Origin of the sequence: Pseudomonas sp. Irchel 3E13, from assembly GCF_900187455.1 — a bacterium.
In the GTDB taxonomy this organism is placed as follows: domain Bacteria; phylum Pseudomonadota; class Gammaproteobacteria; order Pseudomonadales; family Pseudomonadaceae; genus Aquipseudomonas.
In genome coordinates this window covers 172,484-194,966 of sequence record NZ_FYDX01000003.1, presented here as the reverse complement: position 1 = coordinate 194,966, position 22,483 = coordinate 172,484, and the positions used below count along the sequence as shown (strand labels likewise).

20 protein-coding genes and 1 other RNA gene are annotated in these 22,483 nt (G+C 62.1%); 3 read left to right on the top strand and 18 right to left on the bottom strand.

Annotation, left to right across the window (positions count from 1 at the left end; all coding sequences use genetic code 11):
* The first annotated feature begins 143 nt into the window (after positions 1–143).
* Positions 144–614, top strand: a complete 471-nt coding sequence (locus tag CKW37_RS05695; RefSeq protein ID WP_095154681.1) for a DUF721 domain-containing protein — start codon at positions 144–146, stop codon at positions 612–614.
* 61 nt (positions 615–675) lie between these two features.
* Here CKW37_RS05695 and lpxC read toward each other — a convergent pair whose 3' ends face one another.
* The 18 genes from lpxC to rsmI all read right to left on the bottom strand — a co-directional run bounded on the left by lpxC (position 676) and on the right by rsmI (position 20,068).
* A complete protein-coding gene (gene lpxC / locus CKW37_RS05690) occupies positions 676–1,587 on the bottom strand; it encodes a UDP-3-O-acyl-N-acetylglucosamine deacetylase (RefSeq protein WP_095154679.1) in 912 nt (303 codons plus the stop codon).
* 112 nt (positions 1,588–1,699) lie between these two features.
* Positions 1,700–2,896 (bottom strand): cell division protein FtsZ, encoded by a 1,197-nt coding sequence (gene ftsZ / locus CKW37_RS05685; RefSeq protein ID WP_095154677.1) that lies wholly within the window; start codon positions 2,894–2,896, stop codon positions 1,700–1,702.
* Positions 2,897–2,953: 57 nt separating this feature from the next.
* Positions 2,954–4,207: a cell division protein FtsA gene (gene ftsA / locus CKW37_RS05680; RefSeq protein WP_095154675.1), complete on the bottom strand. Its 1,254-nt coding sequence runs from the start codon at positions 4,205–4,207 to the stop codon at positions 2,954–2,956.
* Positions 4,208–4,221: 14 nt separating this feature from the next.
* Complete coding sequence (locus CKW37_RS05675; protein ID WP_095154673.1) at positions 4,222–5,088, bottom strand: cell division protein FtsQ/DivIB; 867 nt, start codon at positions 5,086–5,088, stop codon at positions 4,222–4,224.
* Between the two features lie 4 nt (positions 5,089–5,092).
* Positions 5,093–6,049, bottom strand: coding sequence for a D-alanine--D-alanine ligase (locus tag CKW37_RS05670; RefSeq protein ID WP_095154672.1), 957 nt, complete (start codon positions 6,047–6,049; stop codon positions 5,093–5,095).
* Positions 6,046–7,500, bottom strand: a complete 1,455-nt coding sequence (gene murC, locus CKW37_RS05665) for a UDP-N-acetylmuramate--L-alanine ligase (RefSeq protein WP_095154670.1) — start codon at positions 7,498–7,500, stop codon at positions 6,046–6,048. The genes CKW37_RS05670 and murC overlap by 4 nt, the downstream gene beginning before the upstream one ends.
* The gene (gene murG / locus CKW37_RS05660) at positions 7,493–8,572 is read right to left on the bottom strand and encodes an undecaprenyldiphospho-muramoylpentapeptide beta-N-acetylglucosaminyltransferase (protein ID WP_095154668.1); all 1,080 of its coding nucleotides are present in this window, start codon (positions 8,570–8,572) and stop codon (positions 7,493–7,495) included. The genes murC and murG overlap by 8 nt, the downstream gene beginning before the upstream one ends.
* Positions 8,562–9,779: a putative lipid II flippase FtsW gene (gene ftsW / locus CKW37_RS05655; protein ID WP_095154666.1), complete on the bottom strand. Its 1,218-nt coding sequence runs from the start codon at positions 9,777–9,779 to the stop codon at positions 8,562–8,564. The genes murG and ftsW overlap by 11 nt, the downstream gene beginning before the upstream one ends.
* A complete protein-coding gene (murD, locus tag CKW37_RS05650; protein ID WP_095154664.1) occupies positions 9,776–11,122 on the bottom strand; it encodes a UDP-N-acetylmuramoyl-L-alanine--D-glutamate ligase in 1,347 nt (448 codons plus the stop codon). Before murD ends, ftsW begins: the two co-directional genes overlap by 4 nt.
* 5 nt (positions 11,123–11,127) lie before the next feature.
* Positions 11,128–12,210: a phospho-N-acetylmuramoyl-pentapeptide-transferase gene (gene mraY, locus CKW37_RS05645; RefSeq protein WP_095154662.1), complete on the bottom strand. Its 1,083-nt coding sequence runs from the start codon at positions 12,208–12,210 to the stop codon at positions 11,128–11,130.
* Positions 12,210–13,577: a UDP-N-acetylmuramoyl-tripeptide--D-alanyl-D-alanine ligase gene (gene murF / locus CKW37_RS05640; protein WP_095154660.1), complete on the bottom strand. Its 1,368-nt coding sequence runs from the start codon at positions 13,575–13,577 to the stop codon at positions 12,210–12,212. The genes mraY and murF overlap by 1 nt, the downstream gene beginning before the upstream one ends.
* Positions 13,570–15,033, bottom strand: a complete 1,464-nt coding sequence (locus tag CKW37_RS05635) for a UDP-N-acetylmuramoyl-L-alanyl-D-glutamate--2,6-diaminopimelate ligase (protein ID WP_095154658.1) — start codon at positions 15,031–15,033, stop codon at positions 13,570–13,572. Before CKW37_RS05635 ends, murF begins: the two co-directional genes overlap by 8 nt.
* The gene (locus CKW37_RS05630; protein ID WP_177454402.1) at positions 15,033–16,766 is read right to left on the bottom strand and encodes a penicillin-binding protein 2; all 1,734 of its coding nucleotides are present in this window, start codon (positions 16,764–16,766) and stop codon (positions 15,033–15,035) included. The genes CKW37_RS05635 and CKW37_RS05630 overlap by 1 nt, the downstream gene beginning before the upstream one ends.
* Positions 16,766–17,059, bottom strand: coding sequence for a cell division protein FtsL (ftsL, locus tag CKW37_RS05625; RefSeq protein WP_095154655.1), 294 nt, complete (start codon positions 17,057–17,059; stop codon positions 16,766–16,768). The genes CKW37_RS05630 and ftsL overlap by 1 nt, the downstream gene beginning before the upstream one ends.
* The gene (rsmH, locus tag CKW37_RS05620; RefSeq protein WP_371864270.1) at positions 17,056–18,003 is read right to left on the bottom strand and encodes a 16S rRNA (cytosine(1402)-N(4))-methyltransferase RsmH; all 948 of its coding nucleotides are present in this window, start codon (positions 18,001–18,003) and stop codon (positions 17,056–17,058) included. The genes ftsL and rsmH overlap by 4 nt, the downstream gene beginning before the upstream one ends.
* Positions 18,000–18,455 carry a division/cell wall cluster transcriptional repressor MraZ gene (gene mraZ / locus CKW37_RS05615; protein WP_095154653.1) on the bottom strand — a complete coding sequence of 152 codons (456 nt, stop codon included), beginning with the start codon at positions 18,453–18,455 and terminating at the stop codon, positions 18,000–18,002. The genes rsmH and mraZ overlap by 4 nt, the downstream gene beginning before the upstream one ends.
* A gap of 309 nt (positions 18,456–18,764) precedes the next feature.
* Positions 18,765–19,124: RNase P RNA component class A (gene rnpB, locus CKW37_RS05610), an RNA gene on the bottom strand.
* Positions 19,125–19,192: 68 nt separating this feature from the next.
* Entirely contained in the window at positions 19,193–20,068 is an 876-nt protein-coding gene (gene rsmI / locus CKW37_RS05605) for a 16S rRNA (cytidine(1402)-2'-O)-methyltransferase (RefSeq protein ID WP_095154651.1), read from the bottom strand.
* A gap of 184 nt (positions 20,069–20,252) precedes the next feature.
* On the opposite strand from rsmI, the gene CKW37_RS05600 reads away from it, so the two are divergent.
* The gene (locus CKW37_RS05600) at positions 20,253–22,067 is read left to right on the top strand and encodes a penicillin-binding protein activator (protein ID WP_095154649.1); all 1,815 of its coding nucleotides are present in this window, start codon (positions 20,253–20,255) and stop codon (positions 22,065–22,067) included.
* Positions 22,067–22,438 carry a YraN family protein gene (locus CKW37_RS05595; RefSeq protein WP_095154647.1) on the top strand — a complete coding sequence of 124 codons (372 nt, stop codon included), beginning with the start codon at positions 22,067–22,069 and terminating at the stop codon, positions 22,436–22,438. The genes CKW37_RS05600 and CKW37_RS05595 overlap by 1 nt, the downstream gene beginning before the upstream one ends.
* Positions 22,439–22,483: the final 45 nt, after the last annotated feature.

The window sequence follows — 22,483 nt, the reverse complement described above, 5'->3', positions numbered from 1 at the left end:
AGCGCTTTGACGGGGCTTTTTTACAATAAGGGCTTTTTCGCCAACTTCAACCCGTCAGCCGCAAGATTGCTGCCAATCGCATCCGTCCGGTGTGCGGCGAGGGATCTGATAAGATTGCCAGCACTGTCATTGCAGGTGTCTTCATGGCCTACCGCCCCTCTCCCGCTCGCGCCCCCGCCGTACTCCTGCGCGAAGCCCGTCCCCTCAAGGCATTGTTCAGCCATGCACAGCGTCTGGCGCAATTGCAGCGCCTGGTAGAAAGCCAGTTGCAGCCCGCAGCCCGCGAGCACTGCCATGTCGCTTCGTGGCGCGAGGGTACGTTGTTGCTGGTGGTCACCGATGGCCACTGGGCAACGCGTCTGCGCTACCAGCAGAAACGCCTACAGCGTGCGCTGCAACAACTCGACGTGTTCGTCAGCCTCAACCGCATCCAGTTCAAGGTCCAGCCGACCGCCAGCAGCCCGCGCCCCGGCGGTCATGTAATGGATATTTCGAGCAAGTCGGCGGAGAACATCCAGGCCACGGCGGAAGGTATCAGCGACCCGAACCTGCGCGCGGCGCTGGAGCGCCTGGCCAGCCATGGCAAGGGCAACAAGAACCCGCCGACCGAGTGAATCCCGCGCAATAAAAAAGGCCACCCGGAGGTGGCCTTCAAACTAGAGAGAGAGTTCGAACTTATACAGCTGCTACCGGGCGCATATACGAGATCGGTGCGGTGCTGGCATCTTCGAAGATCACCACTTCCCAGGCGTCTTTCTCCTCGATCAGCTTGCGCAACAACTGGTTGTTCAGCGCGTGACCGGACTTGAAGCCACGGAATTCGCCGATCAGGCTGTTGCCCAGCAGGTAGAGGTCGCCGATGGCGTCGAGGATCTTGTGTTTGACGAATTCGTCTTCATAGCGAAGGCCGTCTTCGTTCAACACGCCGTCCTTGTCCACCACGATGGCGTTTTCCACGCTACCGCCGAGTGCGAGGTTATGCTTGCGCAGGTACTCGATGTCGCTCATGAACCCGAAGGTACGGGCGCGGCTGACTTCCTTCACGAACGAGGTGCTGGAAAAGTCCACGCTGGCACTTTGAGTCCGGTTGCGGAACACCGGGTGGTCGAAATCGATCTCGAAACTCACCTTGAACCCGTCGAAAGGCAGGAAGGTGGCGCGCTTGTCGCCGTCCTCGACTGACACTTCGCGCAGGATGCGGATGAATTTCTTCGGCGCGTCCTGTTCTTCCAGGCCGGCAGATTGAATCAGGAATACAAAGGGACCAGCGCTACCATCCATGATCGGAACTTCCGACGCGGAGAGCTCGACGTAGGCATTATCGATGCCCAGGCCAGCCATGGCCGAGAGCAGGTGCTCTACCGTGTCGACCTTGGTATCGCCATTGACCAGTGTCGTGGACATGGTCGTCTCACCGACGTTTTCCGCACGGGCAGGGATCTGCACCACCGGATCGAGGTCGGCTCGGCAAAATACGATGCCGGTGTCCACAGGTGCAGGTTTGAGGGTCAGGTAAACCTTTTCCCCGGAGTGCAGGCCGACACCTGTGGCACGGATAATATTTTTCAGGGTGCGTTGTTTAATCATGGCATTGGCCGCTTCAGCACAGATTGCGAACTGGTATCAACAAAGGCTGGGGATAATAGCAGACCCGGCCTTTGCTGAACACCAATCACCCTAATACCCCTGATAAATTTCATTAATCGGCCTGGCGACGCAGGAAAGCCGGGATGTCCAGATAGTCCAGGTCGTCTTGCGGATTGAGCTTGGCAGCCGCTGCAGCACCGGCGTGCGTCTGGTTGCGCATCACGGTAGGACGCTCCAGGTCGCGGTAGTTCACTGCCGGTTGCTCGTGGCGCACAGGCGCTGGAGCCGGGGTCGAAGCCTGGGCCGCGGCGGATTGCAGGGTGTTGTCGATGACCTTCACAGGCTTCTCGATTTTCGCACCCAGGCCGGTGGCCACTACGGTTACATGCAGCTCGTCGCGCATGTCCGGATCGATCACGGTACCCACCTTGACCATTGCGTGATCCGACGCGAACGCCTCGATGATGCTACCCACGTCGGAGTACTCACCCAGCGACAGGTCAGGACCGGCGGTGATGTTCACCAGGATGCCACGCGCGCCCTGCAGGTTGACGTCTTCCAGCAGCGGGTTGCGAATGGCCGCTTCAGTGGCTTCACGAGCACGGTTCGGACCGCTGGCGCAGCCGGTACCCATCATTGCCATGCCCATTTCGCTCATCACGGTACGCACGTCGGCGAAGTCGACGTTGATCATGCCCGGACGCTTGATGATGTCGGAGATACCGCGAACGGCACCCGCCAGCACGTCGTCAGCCTTGGCGAACGCGGACAGCAGGCTCGCGTCCTTGCCCAGGATGGTCAGCAGCTTTTCGTTCGGGATGGTGATCAGCGAGTCAACGCTTTCAGCCAGCGCGCGGATGCCCTCATCGGCGATCTGCATGCGCTTGCGACCTTCGAACGGGAACGGACGGGTCACCACCGCAACGGTGAGGATGCCCATTTCCTTGGCCACTTCGGCGATGATCGGTGCAGCACCAGTACCGGTACCGCCGCCCATGCCAGTGGTGATGAACACCATGTTGGTGCCCTGCAGCACTTCGGCGATGCGCTCACGGTCTTCCAGAGCCGCCTGACGGCCGACTTCCGGATTGGCGCCAGCACCCAGGCCCTTGGTCACACCGGTACCCAGTTGCAGGATGGTACGTGCGCCGATGTTTTTCAGCGCCTGAGCATCAGTGTTGGCGCAGATGAATTCGACGCCTTCGATGTTGCTCTTCACCATGTGATTGACGGCGTTGCCACCGCCGCCACCGACGCCGATCACTTTGATGACCGGACTTTGCGGGACGTTGTCTACGAGCTCGAACATTTTCCCTCTCCTTTCATTTTTCTCTAGTTTTTGCGCCTACCACTACTGCTTTGAAACTTAAAAGTTGCCCTGGACCCAACGCTTGAAACGCTCAAGCACAGGAGCCTTTGGTTCATCGCCATAGCTGTCGTTTCTAATACCTGGCACGGGCACGCCATCGGACTGCTTCAGCAGGCCGTAGGTCAGCAGACCCACACCAGTGGAGTAAATCGGGTTGCGCACTACATCACTCAGGCCGCGAACGCTGTGCGGCACGCCCAGGCGTACTGGCATGTGGAAGATTTCCTCGGCCAGTTCGACCGCGCCTTCCATCTTCGAAGTGCCGCCGGTCAGCACGATGCCGGCCGGAACCAGATCCTCGTAGCCGCTGCGGCGCAGCTCGGCCTGGATCAGGGTGAACAGTTCGTCGTAGCGCGGCTCGACCACTTCAGCCAGGGCCTGGCGCGACAGTTCGCGCGGCGGGCGGTCGCCCACGCTTGGCACCTTGATGGTCTCGCCGGCACCCGCCAGCTTGGCCAGGGCGCAGGCGTAGCGGATCTTGATTTCTTCGGCGTACTGGGTCGGTGTGCGCAGCGCCATGGCGATGTCGTTGGTCACCTGATCGCCAGCGATCGGGATCACCGCGGTGTGGCGGATTGCGCCTTCGGTGAAGATCGCGATGTCGGTGGTGCCGCCACCGATGTCCACCAGGCACACGCCCAGCTCTTTCTCGTCATCGGTCAGCACGGAATAGGCCGACGCCAGTTGCTCGAGAATGATGTCGTCGATTTCCAGACCGCAGCGGCGCACGCATTTCTCGATGTTCTGCGCAGCATTCACCGCGCAGGTCACGACGTGCACCTTGGCTTCCAGACGCACGCCGGACATGCCCAGTGGCTCACGCACGCCTTCCTGGTTATCGATGACGTAGTCCTGCGGCAGGGTATGCAGCACGCGCTGGTCAGCAGGAATGGCAACGGCCTGGGCGGCATCCAGTACCCGCTCGAGGTCCGCGGCGCTGACTTCACGGTCGCGGATCGCGACGATACCGTGGGAGTTGAGGCTGCGGATGTGGTTGCCGGCCACACCGACGAATGCCGAGTGGATGCGGCAGCCGGCCATCAATTGCGCCTCTTCGACGGCGCGCTGGATCGACTGCACGGTGGACTCGATGTTGACCACCACACCTTTCTTCAACCCGCGCGACGGGTGGGTGCCGATACCGACGATTTCCAGTGTGCCGTCAGCAGCGACTTCGCCCACCAGTGCAACCACCTTGGACGTGCCGATATCCAGCCCGACGATCATTTTGCCGCTATGCGCGTTTGCCATGGTCCTGCCTCTCTCTAATTCTTCGCCACGGCGGATTGGGCCGCGGGCGGTGCAATCGGTTCCCGCCAGCCAACGGCAAGGCCATTGGCGTAACGCAGATCGATGCGGGCGATGTTCGTGATCTGTTCTTTGAGCGTCTTGTTATAAATGGCAATGAAGCGGCGCATCTTTTCCACCAGATGGTCACGCCCCAGCAGCAGTTCGATACCCGGCCCGGCGCTTCCGGCGCCGGTGGTCAGGAACCAGCTACCACGCTCGCGCAGTTCCAGACGTGCGATCGAAAAGCCCAGGGGACGCAGCATCTGGTTCAGTACCTGATATTGCTGCATCACTTGTTGCTGAGCCCGCTGCGGCCCGAACAACTGCGGCAGGTGCTCATAATTGGCCAGCTCGCGCGGCGTGAAGGCTTGGCCCTGGTTGTTGAGCAAGGCATCATCACCCCAGCGCGCCACCGGCAACTGCTCCTCGAGACGGATCACCACCTCGTCCGGCCATACACGGCGTACTTCGGCATGGGCGATCCAGGGCATCTGCTCCAGCTCGGCGCGCATGCTCGCCAGGTCGACGGTGAAGAAGCTCGCCGCGACATAAGGCGCGATCCGCTGCTGCACCGCCTGCTGGCTGATGTAGCTGAGGTCGCCCTGCACGGCGATCTTGGTGATCGGCCGGTCGGCATACGGCATCAACCGCTGCGCGCCTTCATAGGCGCCAAAGCCCGCGGCCACCAGCAGGATCGGCCACAACAGTCGCTTGAAAACACTGAAGCCAGGCTTGGGCAGGCGCGCCGACAGTGGCTCTTTCGCCACCATCCGGCTGGCACCACGCGGCACCGGCTTGCGGCCGGGAGCGGGTTGCTGATGACGTACCATCGCGCCTTGCATGGGCTTAACCTCGCGCCTCGACACTCGCCGCCAGAATCGCCAGCACCAACTGCTGGAAATCGAGTCCGGCCGCACGCGCCGCCATTGGCACCAGGCTATGGTCAGTCATGCCTGGCGCGGTGTTGACCTCGAGCAGCCAGAACCGGCCCTGCTCGTCCTGCATCACATCCACACGGCCCCAACCGGCGATGCCAATGGCGTCGCAGGCGCGGGCGGTGAGGTCGATCAGTTCCTGTTCCTTGGCGCTGTCCAGGCCACACGGAATCCGGTACTGGGTATCGGATGCCAGGTACTTGGCGTCGTAGTCGTAGAACGTATGCGGGGTGCCCAGCGCGATCGGCGGCAGCACCTGGTCACGCAGCACCGCAACGGTGAACTCCGGACCATGAATCCACTGCTCGACCAACACTTGCGAATCGTAGGTGGCGGCGTCTTTCCAGGCGGCGACCAATTCATCGACGCTGGTCACTTTCGCCATACCGATACTGGAACCTTCATGGGCCGGTTTGACGATCAAAGGGAAGCCCAGTTCCGCGCCCGCGGAAATACAGTCGGCTTCGCTGGCCAGCACGGCATGACGCGGGGTCGGAATGCCCAGGCTCTGCCAGACCTGCTTGGTCCGCAGCTTGTCCATGGCCAGTGCCGAAGCGAGGATACCGCTGCCGGTGTAGGGAATGCCGAGGCACTCCAGCAAGCCCTGCATGCTGCCGTCTTCGCCGCCACGACCGTGGAGGATGATGAAGGCGCGGTCGATCTTCTCGCTCTGCAGGCGGGTCAGCAGGTCGTCACCGACGTCGATGGCAACCACGTCGACACCGCCGCTGCGCAGCGCGTCGATCACCGCGGCGCCGGACTTGAGCGACACTTCGCGCTCGGCGCTCTTGCCGCCGTAAAGCACGGCGACGCGACCGAAGTCTTTTGGCGCAATGGTGGAATGCAGTTTGGCGTAGGCTTCAGTCATTTCGATTTCTCCTGACTGGCAACCGCACCAGCGAACAACGGGCTCTTCAACAGTTGTGGCGCCAGTCCACCGATATCACCGGCACCCTGGCAGAGCAGAATGTCGCCGGCGCGCAGCAGCGGCTTGACCAGCGGCGCCAGCTCGATGCCGCGCTCGATGTAGATCGGGTCGAGCTGACCGCGCTGACGAATGCTGCGGCACAGCTGGCGGCTGTCGGCACCCGGGATCGGCTCTTCGCCGGCCGGATAGACTTCCATCAACAGCAGCACGTTGGCGTCGGCCAGCACCTGGACGAAATCGTCGTACAGGTCGCGGGTCCGGCTGTAGCGGTGTGGCTGATAGACCATCACCAGGCGGCGCTCCGGCCAACCACCGCGGACCGCCTTGATCACCGCGGCGACCTCGGTCGGATGGTGTCCGTAGTCATCCACCAGCATCACGCTGCCGTCTTCGACCGGAAGCTCGCCGTAGACCTGGAAGCGACGACCCACGCCCTGGAAGCCCGAAAGGCCCTGGACGATAGCTTCGTCGCTGATGCCTTCGTCGGTGGCAATGGCGATGGTCGCCAGCGCATTGAGCACGTTGTGGTTGCCCGGCATGTTCACCGACACGTTCAGCGGCTCGCGGTCGCGACGCAGCACGGTGAAGTGGGTCTGCATGCCCGACTGACGCACATTGATCGCACGCACGTCGGCTTCTTCGCAGAAGCCGTAGGTGACTGCCGGGCGCTTGACCAGCGGCAGAATCTCGCGCACGACCGGGTCGTCCAGGCAAACCACCGCCAGGCCATAGAACGGCAGGTTGTGGAGGAACTCGACGAAGGTTTTCTTCAGTTTGTTGAAGTCGCCTTCGTAGGTCGCCATGTGGTCGGCGTCGATGTTGGTGACGACCGCCACCAGCGGCTGCAGGTGCAGGAAGCTGGCATCGCTTTCGTCAGCTTCGGCGATCAGGTAGCGGCTGGTGCCGAGCTGCGCGTTGGTGCCCGCGGCATTCAGGCGACCGCCAATCACGAAGGTCGGATCGAGGCCGCCCGCGGCGAACACCGAGGCCAGCAGGCTGGTGGTGGTGGTCTTGCCATGGGTGCCGGCGACCGCGATACCGTGGCGATAACGCATCAGCTCGGCGAGCATCTCGGCGCGCGGCACGACAGGAATACGACGTTCCAGCGCGGTGGCAACTTCCGGGTTGGCGGTGTTGATCGCGCTGGAAACCACCAGCACATCAGCGGTCGCGGCGTTCTCGGCACGGTGGCCGATGAAGATTTCAGCGCCGAAGGACTCCAGGCGCTCGGTCACTGCCGAGGCCTTGAGGTCCGAGCCGGACACCTGGTAGCCCAGGTTCAGCAGCACTTCGGCGATACCGCACATACCCACGCCGCCGATACCGACGAAGTGAATGCGGCGGATGCGGCGCATCTCGGGCTGAGGCATGGCTTTCTGGTTCTCAACCATGGGCCACCTCCAGGCAGATGTCGACCACGGTGCGGGTAGCAGCAGGTTTGGCCAGGCGGCGCGCGGTGGCGGCCATGGTGTCGAGTTTTTCCGGTTGCATCAGTACCTCGTTCAGGCGTTCAGCGAGCTGCGCTGCGCCAGTTGTCGCTTGTGGCATCAGGAAGGCAGCACCTTCGCGGGCCAGATAATGGGCGTTGTGGGTCTGGTGGTCGTCGATCGCATGGGGCAAGGGCACCAGCATCGAAGGCAGGCCTGCCGCCGCCAGTTCACTGACAGTCAGCGCGCCGGCACGGCACACCACCAGGTCGGCCCAGCCATAGGCTTGGGCCATATCCTTGATAAACGGCTCAACCTGAGCCTCGATCCCGGCTTCGCGATAACGCTCGGCGGTGATCTGGTCATGATTCTTCCCGGCCTGGTGGAACACCTCGGGACGGAGGGCTTCCGGCACCAGCGCCAGCGCCTGGGGCAACAGCTTGTTCAAGGGTTCGGCACCGAGGCTGCCGCCCAGCACCAGCAGGCGCGCACGGCGGCCTGGCAAGGCTTCACGCACAGGTTCCAGAAACAGTTCGCTGCGCACCGGATTACCGGTGGTACGGCGTTTTTCGCTAGCGCCGAAGGTGTCCGGGAACGCTTCGCAGACCCGACCGGCCAGCGGAACCAGCAGCCGATTGGCGGTGCCAGCACGGGCGTTCTGCTCGTGGATCACCACCGGCACGCCCGCCAGCCTCGCGGCAACGCCGCCGGGGCCGGTCACGTAACCGCCGAAGCCGACCACGCAAACCGGCTTGAGCTGACGGATGATCCGGCGCGCCTGCAGCACGGCCTTGATCAGGGTGAATGGCGCCTTGAGCAGCGACAGCTTGCTCTTGCCCCGCAGGCCAGTGACGTTGATCAGGTGCAATTGCAGGCCAGCCTGCGGCACCAGTTCGTTTTCAATGCCGCGTGGCGTTCCCAGCCAGTGCACAGTGAAGCCGCGCGCCTGGAATTCCCGGGCACAAGCGAGTGCCGGGAACACATGGCCGCCGGTTCCGCCGGCCATGATCAATACGTTCTTGCCGTCAGCGGCCATGATGATTTGGCTCCTCGGCAAAGTCGTCTTCGTCGAACTCGTGTTCCTCGCTGCCCAGGTGCGTGCGGCTCTCCCACTCGATGCGCAGCAGCAACCCCACGCAGGCACAGCAGATGACCAGCGAACTGCCCCCGTAACTGAGGAAAGGCAGGGTCAGCCCTTTGGTTGGCAGCAGGCCGATGTTCACACCAATATTGATGAGGAACTGGCCGATCCACAGGAACGCCAGCCCGAACGCCACGTAGGCGGCGAAGAATTGCTTGGCTTTCTCGGCCCACAGACCGATGTACAAGGCGCGGACGGTGACGAAGACGAACAGCGCCAGCGTCGCCAGCGAGCCCACTACGCCCAGCTCCTCGGCCAGCACCGAGAACACGAAGTCGGTATGTGCTTCCGGCAGGTAGAACTGCTTCTGCACGCTGTTACCCAGACCGACGCCGAACCACTCGCCGCGGCCGAAGGCGATCAACGCCTGGGTCAACTGATAGCCGGAACCGAACTGGTCCGCCCACGGGTCGGTGAAGGTTGTCAGACGGGCCATCCGGTACGGCTGGGCCTGAACCAGGACGAACACCGCACCTACCGCCAGCGCCACCATCAGGCCGAAGCGGAACAGGCCCACCCCGCCGAGGAACAGCATGGCCGCGGCCGAGCCCATCATCACGACGGTGGCGCCGAAGTCCGGCTCCATGAGCAACAGCCCCGCCATTGGCAACAACACGATGAATGGCTTGAAGAAGCCCATCCAGCTCTCGCGCACTTCCTGCTGCCGACGCACCAGATAGCCCGCGAGGTAGATGACCACGAAGACCTTGGCGATTTCCGACGGCTGCACGTTGAAGAAGCTGAAACCGATCCAGCGCCACGAACCGTTCACTTCGCGACCGATGCCAGGGACCAGCACCAGTATCAGCAAGCCGAAGGCACCGATCAGCATCAGGTAGCCCATGCGTTGCCAGGTCGAGATCGGCACCATCATGGTGACGATGCATGCGCCCAGCCCGAGGGTCACGTACACCAGGTGACGAATCATGTGGTACAGCGGGTTACCCGACTGCGCCGCAGCCACTTCCGAGGACGCCGAGGTGATCATCACCAGGCCCAGACCGAGCAAGGCCAGGCAGCCGACCAGGAATGGGAAGTCCAGGTCGATGCCACGGCCACTGATCAGCGGCGACGGGTAGGGCTTGATGGCGCCGAAGATCATGCCAGCCCTCCCACGGCCTGGGCGAACAGGCGCCCACGCTCTTCAAAGTTCTTGAACATGTCGAGGCTGGCACAGGCCGGCGACAGCAACACCGCATCGCCCGGTTGAGCCAGTTCGGCACACTGCTGCACCGCTTCATCGAGTGTCTTCACCCGCACCAGCGGCACGCTGTCGCCCAGCGTTTCAGCCAGCCGTTCGGCATCACGACCCAGCAGCACCACCGCGCGGCAATGCTCGGCAACGGGCGCGCGCAGGCCAGAGAAATCGGCACCTTTGCCATCTCCGCCAGCAATCAGTACCAGCTTGCCGTCGATATCCGCGCCCAGCCCTTCGATGGCGGCCAGAGCGGCGCCAACGTTGGTGGCTTTGGAATCGTCGTACCAGTTGACCTCGTTACGCTCGCGTACCCACTGGCAACGATGGGCGAGGCCACCGAAATTGCGCAGGCTTTCCAGCATGGCGTCGAATGGCAGGCCGACCGCATGACCCAGTGCCAACGCCGCCAGGGCATTGGACTGGTTGTGCGCACCGCGGATCTTCAACTCGCGTACCGGCATGAGGTTCTGGAACTCGAACGCCAGGTACTTCTCGCCACCCTCTTCGCGCAGACCGAAGGCCTTGAAATCAGGTTTGTTCAGGCCGAAGGTCCAGCACGGCTGGCCTTCGGTCAGCAACGGACGGCTCAGGGCATCCTGACGGTTGACCACCACTTGCCGCGCACCACGGAAGATCCGGTGCTTGGCCAGGTGATAAGCCGGCAGGCCGCTGTAGCGATCCATATGGTCTTCGCTGACATTGAGCACGGTCGCCACTTCAGCGTTGAGCTGATCGGTGGTTTCCAACTGGAAGCTCGACAACTCCATCACGTACAGCTCGACGTCATCGCTGAGCAGGTCCAGGGCGGGAGTGCCGAGGTTGCCGCCGACTGCCACACGTTTGCCCGCCGCTGCGGCCATCTCGCCGACCAGGGTGGTCACGGTGCTCTTGGCGTTGGAACCACTGATGGCAATGATCGGAGCCTTGGCATTGCGGGCGAACAGTTCGATATCACCCGACAGCTTCACGCCGCGAGCGGCGGCCTGCTGCAAGGCCGGCGTAGCGAGCGCCAGGCCTGGGCTGACGTAGAGCTCGTCGGCGCGGCAGAGGAAGTCCACATCCAGCTCGCCACAGCGCACTTCGATCTGTGGGTAGTCGCGTCGCAGCGTCGCCAGCTCCGGTGGGTTCTCCCGGGTATCAGCCACCGCAAACGCAACGCCCCGGTTCGCCAGGAAGCGAACCAGGGACATGCCGCTCTTGCCGAGGCCGACAACGATGCGGAAGTGGTCAGATGCGATCAGTGACACGCGCTCTACCTCAGTTTCAGGGTGGCAAGGCCAATCAGCACCAGCACCACGGTGATGATCCAGAAGCGGACGATCACGCGCGGCTCGGGCCAGCCCTTGAGTTCAAAGTGGTGGTGAATCGGCGCCATGCGGAACACCCGCTTGCCGGTCAGCTTGAACGAAGCGACCTGGATGACGACCGACAGGGTTTCCATGACGAACACGCCGCCCATGATGAACAGGACGATTTCCTGGCGAACGATCACGGCGATGGTGCCCAGCGCCGCACCCAGTGCCAGCGCGCCGACGTCACCCATGAAGACTTGTGCCGGATAGGTGTTGAACCAGAGGAAGCCGAGGCCGGCACCGATCAGCGCGCCGCAGAACACGATCAGCTCGCCCGCGCCCGGCACGTAAGGAATCAGCAGGTATTCGGCGAATTTCACGTTACCCGACAGGTAGCAGAAGATACCCAGGGCGCCGCCCACCAGTACGGTCGGCAGGATGGCCAGGCCGTCGAGGCCGTCAGTCAGGTTGACCGCGTTGCTCGAACCGACAATCACGAAGTAGGTCAGGACCACGAAGCCGACGCCCAGCGGGATGGTGACATCCTTGAGCATCGGCACGATCAGGGTGGTTTCCACGCTGGTCGGTGCGGTCATGTAAAGGAAGATCGCGGCGCCGAGACCGAACACCGACTGCCAGAAATACTTCCAGCGGCTCGGCAGGCCACGGGAGTTCTTCTCGATGACCTTGCGGTAGTCGTCGACCCAGCCGATGGCGCCGAACAACAGCGTGACGATCAGCACGACCCAGACGTAGCGGTTGCTCAGGTCAGCCCAGAGCAGCGTGCTGACGCCGATGGCGGAAAGGATCAGTGCGCCACCCATGGTCGGCGTACCGGACTTGGACAGGTGCGATTGCGGGCCGTCGTTACGGACCGACTGACCGATCTGGCGGATCTGCAGGGTGCGGATCATCCACGGGCCCAGCCAAAGGGCCAGCGACAGCGCAGTCAGTACCCCCAGAATCCCGCGCAGGGACAGGTACTGAAAGACCGCGAAGCCTTTGTAGAACTGTTGCAGGTACTCGGCCAACAGCAGCAGCATTAATGTTTCTCCCCGCTGGAACCGCACAAAGCCGCCACGACGTTCTCCATCGCAGCGCTGCGCGAACCCTTGATCAAAATAGTGGTGTTAGTGGCCTGCTCGCCGCGAATGGCGTCGATCAGGTCAGCTTGACTTGCGAAATGGCGGGCATTCTTGCCAAACGCCTTGACCGCGTGGGCCATCATCGGACCTACGGCATACAGCGCGGAAACCTTGTCTTTGGCGTATTCCCCAACCTGACGATGGCCCTCTTCTGCCCACTGGCCCAACTCGCCGATATCCCCGAGCACCAGGACGGTGCGACCGGAAAAGCCGGCAAGTATATCAACGGCCGCGCACATCGAGGTGGGGTTTGCGTTGTAAGTGTCATCGATGACCCGGGTGCCCGTGTCGGTCATCTGCACCACCGTGCGCCCTTTGACCGGCTGCACCGTGTTCAGGCCCTGCGCGATACCGTCCAGCGTCAGGCCGAAGGCATGGGCGGCGGCTGCGGCGGCGAGTGCGTTGCTGATGTTGTGAGTACCCAGCAGGTTGAGCTGGATCGACACATGGCCTTGCGGGCCGTGCAGCACGAAGGCCGGGCAACCGCGCTCGTCGTTGCCGATATCGCTGGCATGGAAATCGGCAGCCGGGTTGTTCAGCGCAAAACTCAATACCGCATGTTTACCTGTGCGCTGTTTCCATATGCCAAAGGCTTTGTCGTCGAGGTTCAATACCGCGACGCCGTCCTCTCCAAGCCCTTCGAGAATCTCGCCCTTGGCTTCGACAATCTTCTCCGGCCCACCGAACTCACCGACATGAGCAGTGCCCGCGTTGTTGATCAACGCCACGCTCGGACGGGTCAGGCCCACGGTGTAGGCGATTTCGCCGATACGCGAAGCGCCCAGTTCGATCACCGCGGCGGTGTGCTCGGGCGCCAGTTCGAGCAAGGTCAGCGGCGCGCCGAGATCGTTATTCAGGTTGCCGCGGGTCGCCAGGACCGGGCCACGAGTGCGCAGGATGCTGGCAAGCATTTCCTTGACCGTGGTCTTGCCGCTGGAACCGGTGATTGCGGCTACAGGCTGCTTGAATGCACGACGGTTCAGCGCAGCCAGTTGGCCCAGCGCCAGGCGGGTATCGGCCACAACCAGTTGCGGCAGGCTCGCGCCGGCGACTTCCCGCTCGACCAGCGCCGCGACGGCGCCTCTGGCGGCGACTTCATTCAGATAGTCATGCCCGTCGAAGCGCGGCCCCGCCAGCGCGACGAACAGTTGCCCCGCGTCGATCTTGCGGCTGTCGATGCTGACACCGTCGAAACGCGCATCAGCGCCCACCAGGCGCCCCTTCAGCGGTTCGATCAACTGGGTGAGGGAAAGTGGCTCAAGCATGAGAGGCCTCCCAGACTGCCAGCGCTTTTTCGGCTTCAACCAGGTCGGAGAAGTCATGCCGCTGGCCGTTGATTTCCTGATAGTCCTCATGCCCTTTGCCAGCGAGGACAATGACGTCGTCCGCAGCAGCCGATGCGATGGCACCAGCAATTGCCTCACCGCGACCGGAGATAAAGGTGGCGGACTCAGGGTTGGTCAAGCCAGGACGAATGTCGTCGAAAATCACCAGCGGATCTTCAGTACGCGGATTGTCATCAGTGACGATCACCCGGTCCGCCAGGCGCTCGGCCATCTCGGCCATCAGCGGGCGTTTGCCACGATCACGATCACCGCCGCAACCGAACAGGCAGGTCAACTTGCCTTGAGCGTGAGGGCGCAGGGCCTCGAGCACTTTTTCCAGGGCATCGGGCGTGTGTGCGTAATCGACCACGACCAGCGGTTTGCTGCCGCCGCCAAGGCGCTGCATCCGGCCGATCGGGCCTTCCAGCTTGGCGGTGACCTTGAGAATTTCGTCGAGCGGATGCTCCATCGCCAGCAAGGTGCCGACAGCGGCCAGCATATTGCTCAGGTTGAAGCGACCGAGCAGACGGCTGCGCAGCATGTGCTCGCCTTGTGGCGTCACCAGCACCGCACGTACGCCGTCGTCATCGAAGGTGGCTTCGCGGCAATACAAGGTTGCGGCGGGATCCTTGAGGCTGTAGCTGATCAGGCGGGATTCGCCTTGCTGGCCGGCCAGTTCGCGACCGAAATCGTCATCCAGATTGACCACCCGGCAGCGCAGGTTCGGCCAGGAGAACAAGCGCGCCTTGGCGGCTTTATAGGCTTCCATGGTGCCGTGATAATCGAGGTGATCGCGGGACAGGTTGGTCATCACGACGATGTCGAACGCCAAAGCAGCCACTCGGCCTTGCTCCAGCGCGTGAGACGAAACTTCCATGGCCACGGCGCGAGCCCCGGCCTTTTTCAGGTTATTCAAGGTCGCCTGCACGGCCAGCGGATCAGGCGTGGTCAGACGACCGCTTTCCAGTGCGCCGTAGAAGCCAGTGCCCAACGTACCGATCAGGCCGCAGTGCTGACCCAGCAGGTCCAGCGCCTGGGCGACCAGTTGCGTGACGCTGGTCTTGCCGTTGGTGCCGGTGACACCAACCAGATCCAGCAAACGGCTCGGCTCACCATAGAAGCGACCGGCGATTTCCGACAACTGAGCAATCAGGCCCTTTACCGGGATCAGCGGCACGCTGGTGATCGGCAGGACCGTAGCACCTTGCACTTCATAAGCCACGGCGGCTGCACCGCGCTTCAACGCATCGGCGATATGGTCGCGACCATCGACCTTGGCCCCGGGCACCGCCAGGAACAGGTCACCTGCCCGCACGTTGCGGCTGTCCAGGGTCAGTTCGCGAATCAGGGGATCGCTGCTGGCGTTGGCGAACAATTTACTCAATGGCATCGTCATCAACCACGCCCTCCTTTGGCGGACGCAGCATCGGCTTGCTGCTGAGGTGTCGGGGCGGGCAGGTTATCTGGCGGCACGTTCATCAGACGCAGGGTGCCAGACATGACCTTGCTGAAGACCGGCGCGGATACAAGGCCACCGAAGTAACCGCCTTTGCTCGGCTCGTCGATCACCACGACCACGGCGTAGCGCGGGTCACTCATCGGGCCGAAGCCTGCGAACAGCGAGCGGTAGGCGTTTTCGGTGTAGCCCTTCGAACCGATGGTCGCCTTACGCGCAGTACCACTCTTGCCGGCAACGTGGTACGACGGCACCTGAGCGCGGAAAACGCCTCGCGGCGCCTCGATAACCTGTTGCAACATTTGCTGAATGGTCTCGGCAGTCTCTTTCGGCACCACCTGGGTTTCTTCCGGCGCCTTGTCCGTTTTCAGAATGCTCAGCGGAACCATCTTGCCGTCGTTGGCCAAGGCCGCGTAGGCATGCACCAGTTGCAGCGCGGTAACCGACAGGCCGTAGCCGTAGGACAGGGTCGCGGTTTCGGCCTTGCGCCACTCGCGGTGGTTTGGCAGGTTGCCGACCCGCTCGCCCGGGAAACCAAGTCCGGTGTACTGACCCAGGCCGAGTTGCGACATGACGCGGTAGATCGCTTCGCCACCGATATCGAAGGCGACTTTGGACATGCCCACGTTACTGGAGTTGATCAGAATGCCGGTCAGGTCGAGAACCGGGCCTTCACTCTTGGAAACGTCACGAATGGTGTAGCGCCCCAACTGGAGGGTGCCCGGATACACTTCAACCTTGTCGGTCGGCTTCCAGCGGCCGCTTTGAAGCGCAGCACTCATGGACAGCGGCTTCACTGTAGAACCTGGCTCGAACACGTCGATGATGGCGCGGTTACGCATCGCTGCCGGGAACATGCTGCGACGGTTGTTCGGGTTGTAAGTCGGCTGGTTGACCATGGCCAGCACTTCGCCGGTTTTCACGTCCATGATCACCAGGCTGCCGGCCTTGGCTTCCTGCTCGGCAATCGCGTTGCGCAGTTCGCGGGTCGCCAGGTATTGCAGGCGCAGATCGATCGACAACGCCAAGGTCTTTCCGGCCTTGGCGTTTTTGGTGACCTGGACATCCTTGATCAAGCGACCGCGTCGGTCCTTGATGACTTGCCGCTTGCCGGGCACGCCGGCCAGCCACTCATCGTAGGCCAGCTCGACCCCTTCGCGACCATGGTCATCAAGGTCGGTAAAGCCAACCATGTGAGCCGCGACATCCCCTGCGGGGTAGAAACGACGGAATTCCTCGATGCCATAGACACCAGGAACCTTCAGGTCGAGTACGACCTGGCCCTGCTCCGGGGTCAGGCCACGGACCAGGTAAATGAATTCTTTATTGGCCTGTTGCTCGAGACGCTCGGCCAGTTGCTTCGGATTCTGGTTGATGGCAACGGCCAACGCTGGCCAGCGATCCTTGGCAGCCTGCATTTCCTTGGGGTTGGCCCACAAGGTGGTCACCGGGGTACTGACAGCCAAAGGCTCGCCGTTGCGGTCGGTAATCAGGCCACGGTGCGCAGGAATGGGGATGTGCCGCATGCTGCGGGCATCGCCCTGGCTTTTCAGGAAGTCACGGTCGACTACCTGCAAGTCGATGATCTGCCAAGCGATGGCACCGACCATCAACGCCAGCAAACCGAGCACTACCCGGAAGCGCCAGGGGTAGAGAGCGCCCTCGAGCTTCATCATGGCGCCACCATCCGCACTTCATCTGCGGCAGGGATGCGCATTTTCAGTTGCTCACTGGCCAGGGTTTCGATGCGGCTATGGGCGGTCCAGGTGCTTTGTTCAAGAATCAGACGGCCCCACTCGGCCTGTGCTTTGTCGCGCTCGTTGAGCTCGCCGTACAGGGTATTGAGCAGTTGCCGGTTCCAGTGGGCGCTGTAGGACACCGCGACCGAGGAAACGAGCACGCCAATGAACAGCAGGAGCATCAGGAAGCTCCCGCCGGGCAAAGGCTTGGCATATAGCCTGCTCACCGCAGCTTCTCCGCCACACGCATGACGGCGCTGCGCGACCGCGGATTGGCCTTGAGTTCAGCGTCGGAAGCAAACTGTGCCTTGCCGATGGTCCTGATCTTCGGCTCGAACGGTTTGTGCTGAACCGGCAGGTTGCGCGGCAGGTTGTCCGCCTCGCCCTTGGCCAGCTTGCGCATGAACAGTTTGACGATGCGGTCTTCCAGGGAGTGGAAGCTGATCACCACCAGACGACCACCGATCTCCAGGGCATCGAGTGCAGCCTGCAAACCGACTTCAAGGTCGCCCAGCTCATTGTTTACATGGATGCGCAGCCCCTGGAACGCCCGAGTTGCCGGGTTCTTGCCTTTCTCCCAGGCGGGATTGGCGACCTTCAGCACTTCGGCCAGGTCGGCGGTGCGGGTGAAGGGTTGTTCCGCACGGCGCAGGACTACGGCGCGGGCCATGCGCCTGGCGAAACGCTCTTCGCCGTATTCCTTGAATACCCGGGCAATTTCTTCTTCAGGCGCGGAAGCGATGAAGTCGGCGGCGCTGACACCCCGGGACGGGTCCATACGCATGTCCAGCGGGCCATCGTTGAGGAAGCTGAAGCCCCGCTCCGGGTCATCGAGTTGCGGCGAGGACACGCCCAGATCGAACAGCACACCGCTGACCTTGTCCGAGAGGCCGCGCTCGGCCACTTCCGAACCCAGCTCGGCAAAGCTGCGCTGCACAATGACAAAGCGGCCGTCTTCGGCCGCCAGCGCTTGCCCGGTGGCAATCGCTTGAGGGTCCTTGTCGAAACCCAGCAAACGGCCATCAGGCCCAAGGTGTTTGAGAATCAGTCGGCTGTGACCGCCACGCCCGAAGGTACCATCGAGATAGCAACCATCGGCGCGCACGGCGAGAGCCTCTACGGCTTCGTCCAGTAGCACAGTGATGTGGTTAAAGCCGCTATCTATAGTCACAGGATCAAATCACGCAGTTCATCAGGCATGGCGCCCGGTTGTTGAATGGCTGCCAGATCCGCTGCGGAAACAGCGTTCCAGGCATCCTCGTCCCACAGTTGGAATTTGTTCAGTTGCCCCACCAGCATCGCCCGCTTGTCGAGCTTGGCGTATTCGCGCAAACGCGGCGGAACGAGAAAACGGCCGCTGCCGTCGAGCTCCAGATCCACCGCATTGCCAATCAGCAAACGCTGCAGGCGACGGTTCTCTTCGCGTAACGACGGCAAGGCGCGCAACTTGGCTTCTATCAGTTCCCACTCATCGAGCGGATACACACACAAGCAGGGGTCAACCGCATCGATCGTCACAATCAACTGTCCCGAGCTACGCGATTCAAGCTCGTCACGGTACCGGCTCGGCATCGCGAGACGGCCCTTGGCGTCGAGGTTGATGGCGTTTGCTCCGCGGAACACGGCTGCGATTCCCTAATTGTTAGCTTTTTGGTGTCTGAAAACCCACTTCATGCCACTTTCTGCCACTTGCGCACACTATAGGAATCCGCCTACCGCACCGTCAAGGCGCGCATATAAGGAAAACCCTTACAGATCGGCGATTTAGCGTAACAAGGACAGACAACAGGGTAATTCGGAGGGGTTTTCGAGGACGAAATGCAAATTCACTCAAATGAATAGAGTGCGAAGTTAAAGTGATTTATTAAGAGTAAGACTTTTTCGGTATTACCAGAGCGCATCTGCTATCGAATCAAGCAGGGAGGGAAAGAGGTGGAGAGTCGATCTGTAAGCCGGGTTCTGTCGAGGACAGTCATTCCTCTACGACGGCCATCACTGGACGTCTTTAGCAACCTACCCGGTTCCAACGCGGGCCGCGCCATATGGAACCCTATTTGGTCTTGCTCCGAGTGGGGTTTACCTAGCCACGAACTGTTACCAGACGTGCGGTGCGCTCTTACCGCACCTTTTCACCCTTACCGTCACCGAAGTGCTTAGGCGGTTATTTTCTGTGGCACTTTCCGTAGGCTCGCGCCCCCCAGGCATTACCTGGCACTCTGCCCTATGGAGCCCGGACTTTCCTCCCCCCTCTTTTGCGGAACAAAAGAAGGCAGCGACTGTCCAATCGACTCTCCGCCGCAAAGAGTAACGGGAGAGCGATCCGAGAACAAGTGAACAATACAAATAATGTCACAGTGACATCACTTGTTTTTCTGTTTTTCCAGCGCGACTTGATACAAAACATTCTTGCGCACACCGGTAATTTCCGCAGCCAATGCAGCAGCTCGCTTGAGCGGCATCTCGGCCAACAACAAATCAAGTACGCGCAATACTTCACTACTGACGGCCTCTTCGTCTTCCGGAGCCGTCCAGCCTGCAACCAGAACTACGCACTCCCCACGCTGCTGATTGCTGTCTCCCTCGACAAACGCTCGCAACTGCGCCAAAGGCAGCCCCTTGAGGGTCTCGAACGTCTTGGTCAACTCACGCCCCAGCACCGCCGGGCGCTCAGCACCGAAAATCGCTTCCATGTCCTGCAGGCATTCGAGGATCCGATGTGGTGCCTCATAGAAAATCAGTGTGCGCGGCTCTTCCTTGAGCAAGTTCAGGCGAGCCTGTCGCCCAACGGCCTTGGCAGGCAGGAAACCTTCGAAGATGAAGCGGTCCGAGGGCAGGCCGGCCGCAGAAAGTGCGGCGATCAATGCGCAGGCACCGGGCACCGGCACCACATCGACACCTGCCGCACGCGCCTGGCGCACCAAGTGATAACCCGGATCGGAGATCAGTGGCGTTCCCGCATCGGAGATCAGCGCAACGTTGTCACCCGCCAGTAGCCGGGTCAGGAAACGGCTGCCCTCATCACGCTCATTGTGCTCGTGACAGGCCGCGAGAGGCGTATTGATACCGAAATGTTGCAGCAGGCGGATCGAGTGCCGGGTGTCCTCGGCAGCGATCAGCGCGACCTCGCCCAGCACCTTCAGCGCACGGGCACTGATGTCATCCAGGTTTCCGATTGGCGTGGCCACCACATAAAGGGTTCCGGCGGCGGGGTTGGAAACACCTGGAGCATCGGTCACAGCACATACCTGTCATCTGGATAAAGCCGCCATTGTAGCGTGATCGCCGAAAACAATGCCTCCCCACACTGCCGACAACCCCGTGCTACGACTTGTATCGAAGGATTCACGCCAGCAAGATCGCGCCGGGGCCAGCGCTTGGGTACAATCGCAGGTTAATTTGATCGAGTAACAGGACCCTTACATGATCGCATGCCTGCGGCTGTTCTCAGCCCTCTGCCTCGCTACCCTGCTGGCAGCCTGCGCCAGTTCGCCTTCGTCCAGCCTGGGCGACCTGCCGCGCACTCCGGACGCCAGCATCGAGCAACTGCTCGAACAGGCCGCCGCCAGCAAGACGCCAGAGAAAGCTGCGCTGCTGCGACTGAGCGCCGCCGATCAGGCTTACCGGCAAAAAGACACTGCGCGTGCCGCCCGGATTCTCGAGCAGGTCCAACTGGATTCGCTGAAACCGGCCCAGCAGGTTTTCGCCAGCACCCTGGCCGCCGAACTGGCACTGAGCCGCAACCAACCCAAGGCCGCGCTGACCGCCCTGAGCCACCCGAGCCTGGCGCGACTGAACGAGCTGCCGCAAGACCAGCAGGCCCGCACCCGCAGCGTGCACGCTGCGGCGTTCGAAGCCGACGGCCAGGCCCTTGCCGCTGCACAGGAACGCATTGCCTTGGCGCCCCTGTTGAGTGGCAATGCCGCCAACGCCAACAATGACGCCATCTGGAGCCTGGTCTCGGCACTGCCCGCAGAGCAACTGCAGAGCGCGGGCAGCGACACCCTTGCCGGCTGGACCAGCCTGGCCCTGGCAGTCAAAAGCGCAGGCACGCTTGAACAACAGCAAGCCGCCATCGACACCTGGAAAGCACAACACCCCGATCACCCAGCCGCACTGCAACTGCCATCGCCACTGGTCAAACTCAAAAGCCTGACCAGCCAGCCGCTGACCAAGATCGCCCTGCTGCTGCCACAGGAAGGCCAACTGGCCGGTGTTGCCCGGGCCCTGCGTGACGGCTTCATGGCCGCACATTTCCAGGCCCAGCAGGCGGGACAGAACCCGCCCGCCATCCAGGTTTTCGACAGCTCTCGCCTGACCTCCCTCGACGATTTCTACCGCCAGGCACAGGCCGCCGGCGTGCAACTGGTGGTTGGTCCGCTGGAAAAACCGCTGGTCAAGCAACTCGCCAGCTACCCGCAACTGCCGATCACCACGCTGGCGCTGAACTACAGCGATTCCGGCCAGGGCACCCCGCCACAGCTGTTCCAGTTCGGCCTCGCCGCCGAAGACGAAGCGCGCGAAGTGTCCCGTCGCGCCTACGCCGACGGCATGCGCCGTGCCGTAGCACTGGTCCCGAGCGGCGAATGGGGCGATCGCGTACTCAAGGCATTCCGCCAGGACTGGGAAGCCAAAGGCGGCACCCTGCTGGCTGCCGAACGCGTCGCACAACCGGTCGCACTGGCCCAGCAGATCGCTGATCTGTTCCAACTGCGCCAGAGCGAAGGCCGCGCCAAGAGCCTGCAGAGCACCGTTGGCGGCAACATTTCCGCACAACCGTCGCGTCGCCAGGACATCGACTTCATCTTCCTCGCCGCAACGCCGCAGCAGGCCCAGCAGATCAAGCCGACGCTGAACTTCCAATACGCCGGCGACGTGCCGGTCTATGCGACCTCCAACGTCTACAGCGCCAGTGGCGACGTCAACCAGTACAACGACATGACCGGCATTCGCTTCTGCGAAACGCCATGGCTGCTCGACAGCAGCAACGGCCTGCGTCAGCAGGTGGTTCGCCAGTGGCCACAAGCAGCTGGCAGCCTGGGTCGGCTGTACGCCATGGGTGTCGACGCCTACAGCCTGGCGCCACGCCTCACCCAGCTGAAGGCCCTGCCGGATAACCGCATCGAAGGCCTCTCCGGCAGCTTGAGCATGAACCCGTCACAGCGCATCGAGCGGCAACTGCCGTGGGCCGAGTTCTCCGGTGGCCAGGTCAAACGCCTGCCTGATACGCCTCGTTGATGCCCACACCTTCGCGCCAGGCCGCCGGAATGGCGGCCGAGCAACAGGCCCTGGATTACCTTCTAACCCAGGGCCTTTCGCTTCTGACGCGAAACTGGCGATGCAAACGCGGCGAGCTTGATCTGGTCATGCTCGACCGCGATACAGTAGTATTCGTCGAAGTTCGTTATCGCCTGCACGCAGGCTTTGGCGGCGCCCTCGGCAGCATCGATGCCCGCAAGCAGGAAAAACTGACGCTCGCCGCGCAGCATTTCCTGCAAGAGGAATCACGCTGGGCCAGTCACCCCTGCCGTTTCGATGTGATCGCCCTGCAAGGGAGCGGTCATTCAGGACAACCGCTCGACTGGCTGCAAAATGCCTTCGACAGCTGACTCCACTGCGACGAACGCGCCTTTACCTATTCAACTTTTTGCTCT

What these genes read in the sequence shown, in the direction of transcription:
- CKW37_RS05635 (WP_095154658.1), bottom strand. Translation starts at nt 15,033, where the DNA reads ATGACGATGCCATTGAGTAAATTGTTCGCCAACGCCAGCAGCGATCCC.
- CKW37_RS05630 (WP_177454402.1), bottom strand. Translation starts at nt 16,766, where the DNA reads ATGAAGCTCGAGGGCGCTCTCTACCCCTGGCGCTTCCGGGTAGTGCTC.
- CKW37_RS05675 (WP_095154673.1), bottom strand. Translation starts at nt 5,088, where the DNA reads ATGCAAGGCGCGATGGTACGTCATCAGCAACCCGCTCCCGGCCGCAAG.
- lpxC (WP_095154679.1), bottom strand. Translation starts at nt 1,587, where the DNA reads ATGATTAAACAACGCACCCTGAAAAATATTATCCGTGCCACAGGTGTC.
- ftsW (WP_095154666.1), bottom strand. Translation starts at nt 9,779, where the DNA reads ATGATCTTCGGCGCCATCAAGCCCTACCCGTCGCCGCTGATCAGTGGC.
- CKW37_RS05695 (WP_095154681.1), top strand. Translation starts at nt 144, where the DNA reads ATGGCCTACCGCCCCTCTCCCGCTCGCGCCCCCGCCGTACTCCTGCGC.
- CKW37_RS05670 (WP_095154672.1), bottom strand. Translation starts at nt 6,049, where the DNA reads ATGACTGAAGCCTACGCCAAACTGCATTCCACCATTGCGCCAAAAGAC.
- murG (WP_095154668.1), bottom strand. Translation starts at nt 8,572, where the DNA reads ATGGCCGCTGACGGCAAGAACGTATTGATCATGGCCGGCGGAACCGGC.
- ftsA (WP_095154675.1), bottom strand. Translation starts at nt 4,207, where the DNA reads ATGGCAAACGCGCATAGCGGCAAAATGATCGTCGGGCTGGATATCGGC.
- CKW37_RS05595 (WP_095154647.1), top strand. Translation starts at nt 22,067, where the DNA reads ATGCCCACACCTTCGCGCCAGGCCGCCGGAATGGCGGCCGAGCAACAG.
- murF (WP_095154660.1), bottom strand. Translation starts at nt 13,577, where the DNA reads ATGCTTGAGCCACTTTCCCTCACCCAGTTGATCGAACCGCTGAAGGGG.
- ftsZ (WP_095154677.1), bottom strand. Translation starts at nt 2,896, where the DNA reads ATGTTCGAGCTCGTAGACAACGTCCCGCAAAGTCCGGTCATCAAAGTG.
- CKW37_RS05600 (WP_095154649.1), top strand. Translation starts at nt 20,253, where the DNA reads ATGATCGCATGCCTGCGGCTGTTCTCAGCCCTCTGCCTCGCTACCCTG.
- murC (WP_095154670.1), bottom strand. Translation starts at nt 7,500, where the DNA reads ATGGTTGAGAACCAGAAAGCCATGCCTCAGCCCGAGATGCGCCGCATC.
- mraY (WP_095154662.1), bottom strand. Translation starts at nt 12,210, where the DNA reads ATGCTGCTGCTGTTGGCCGAGTACCTGCAACAGTTCTACAAAGGCTTC.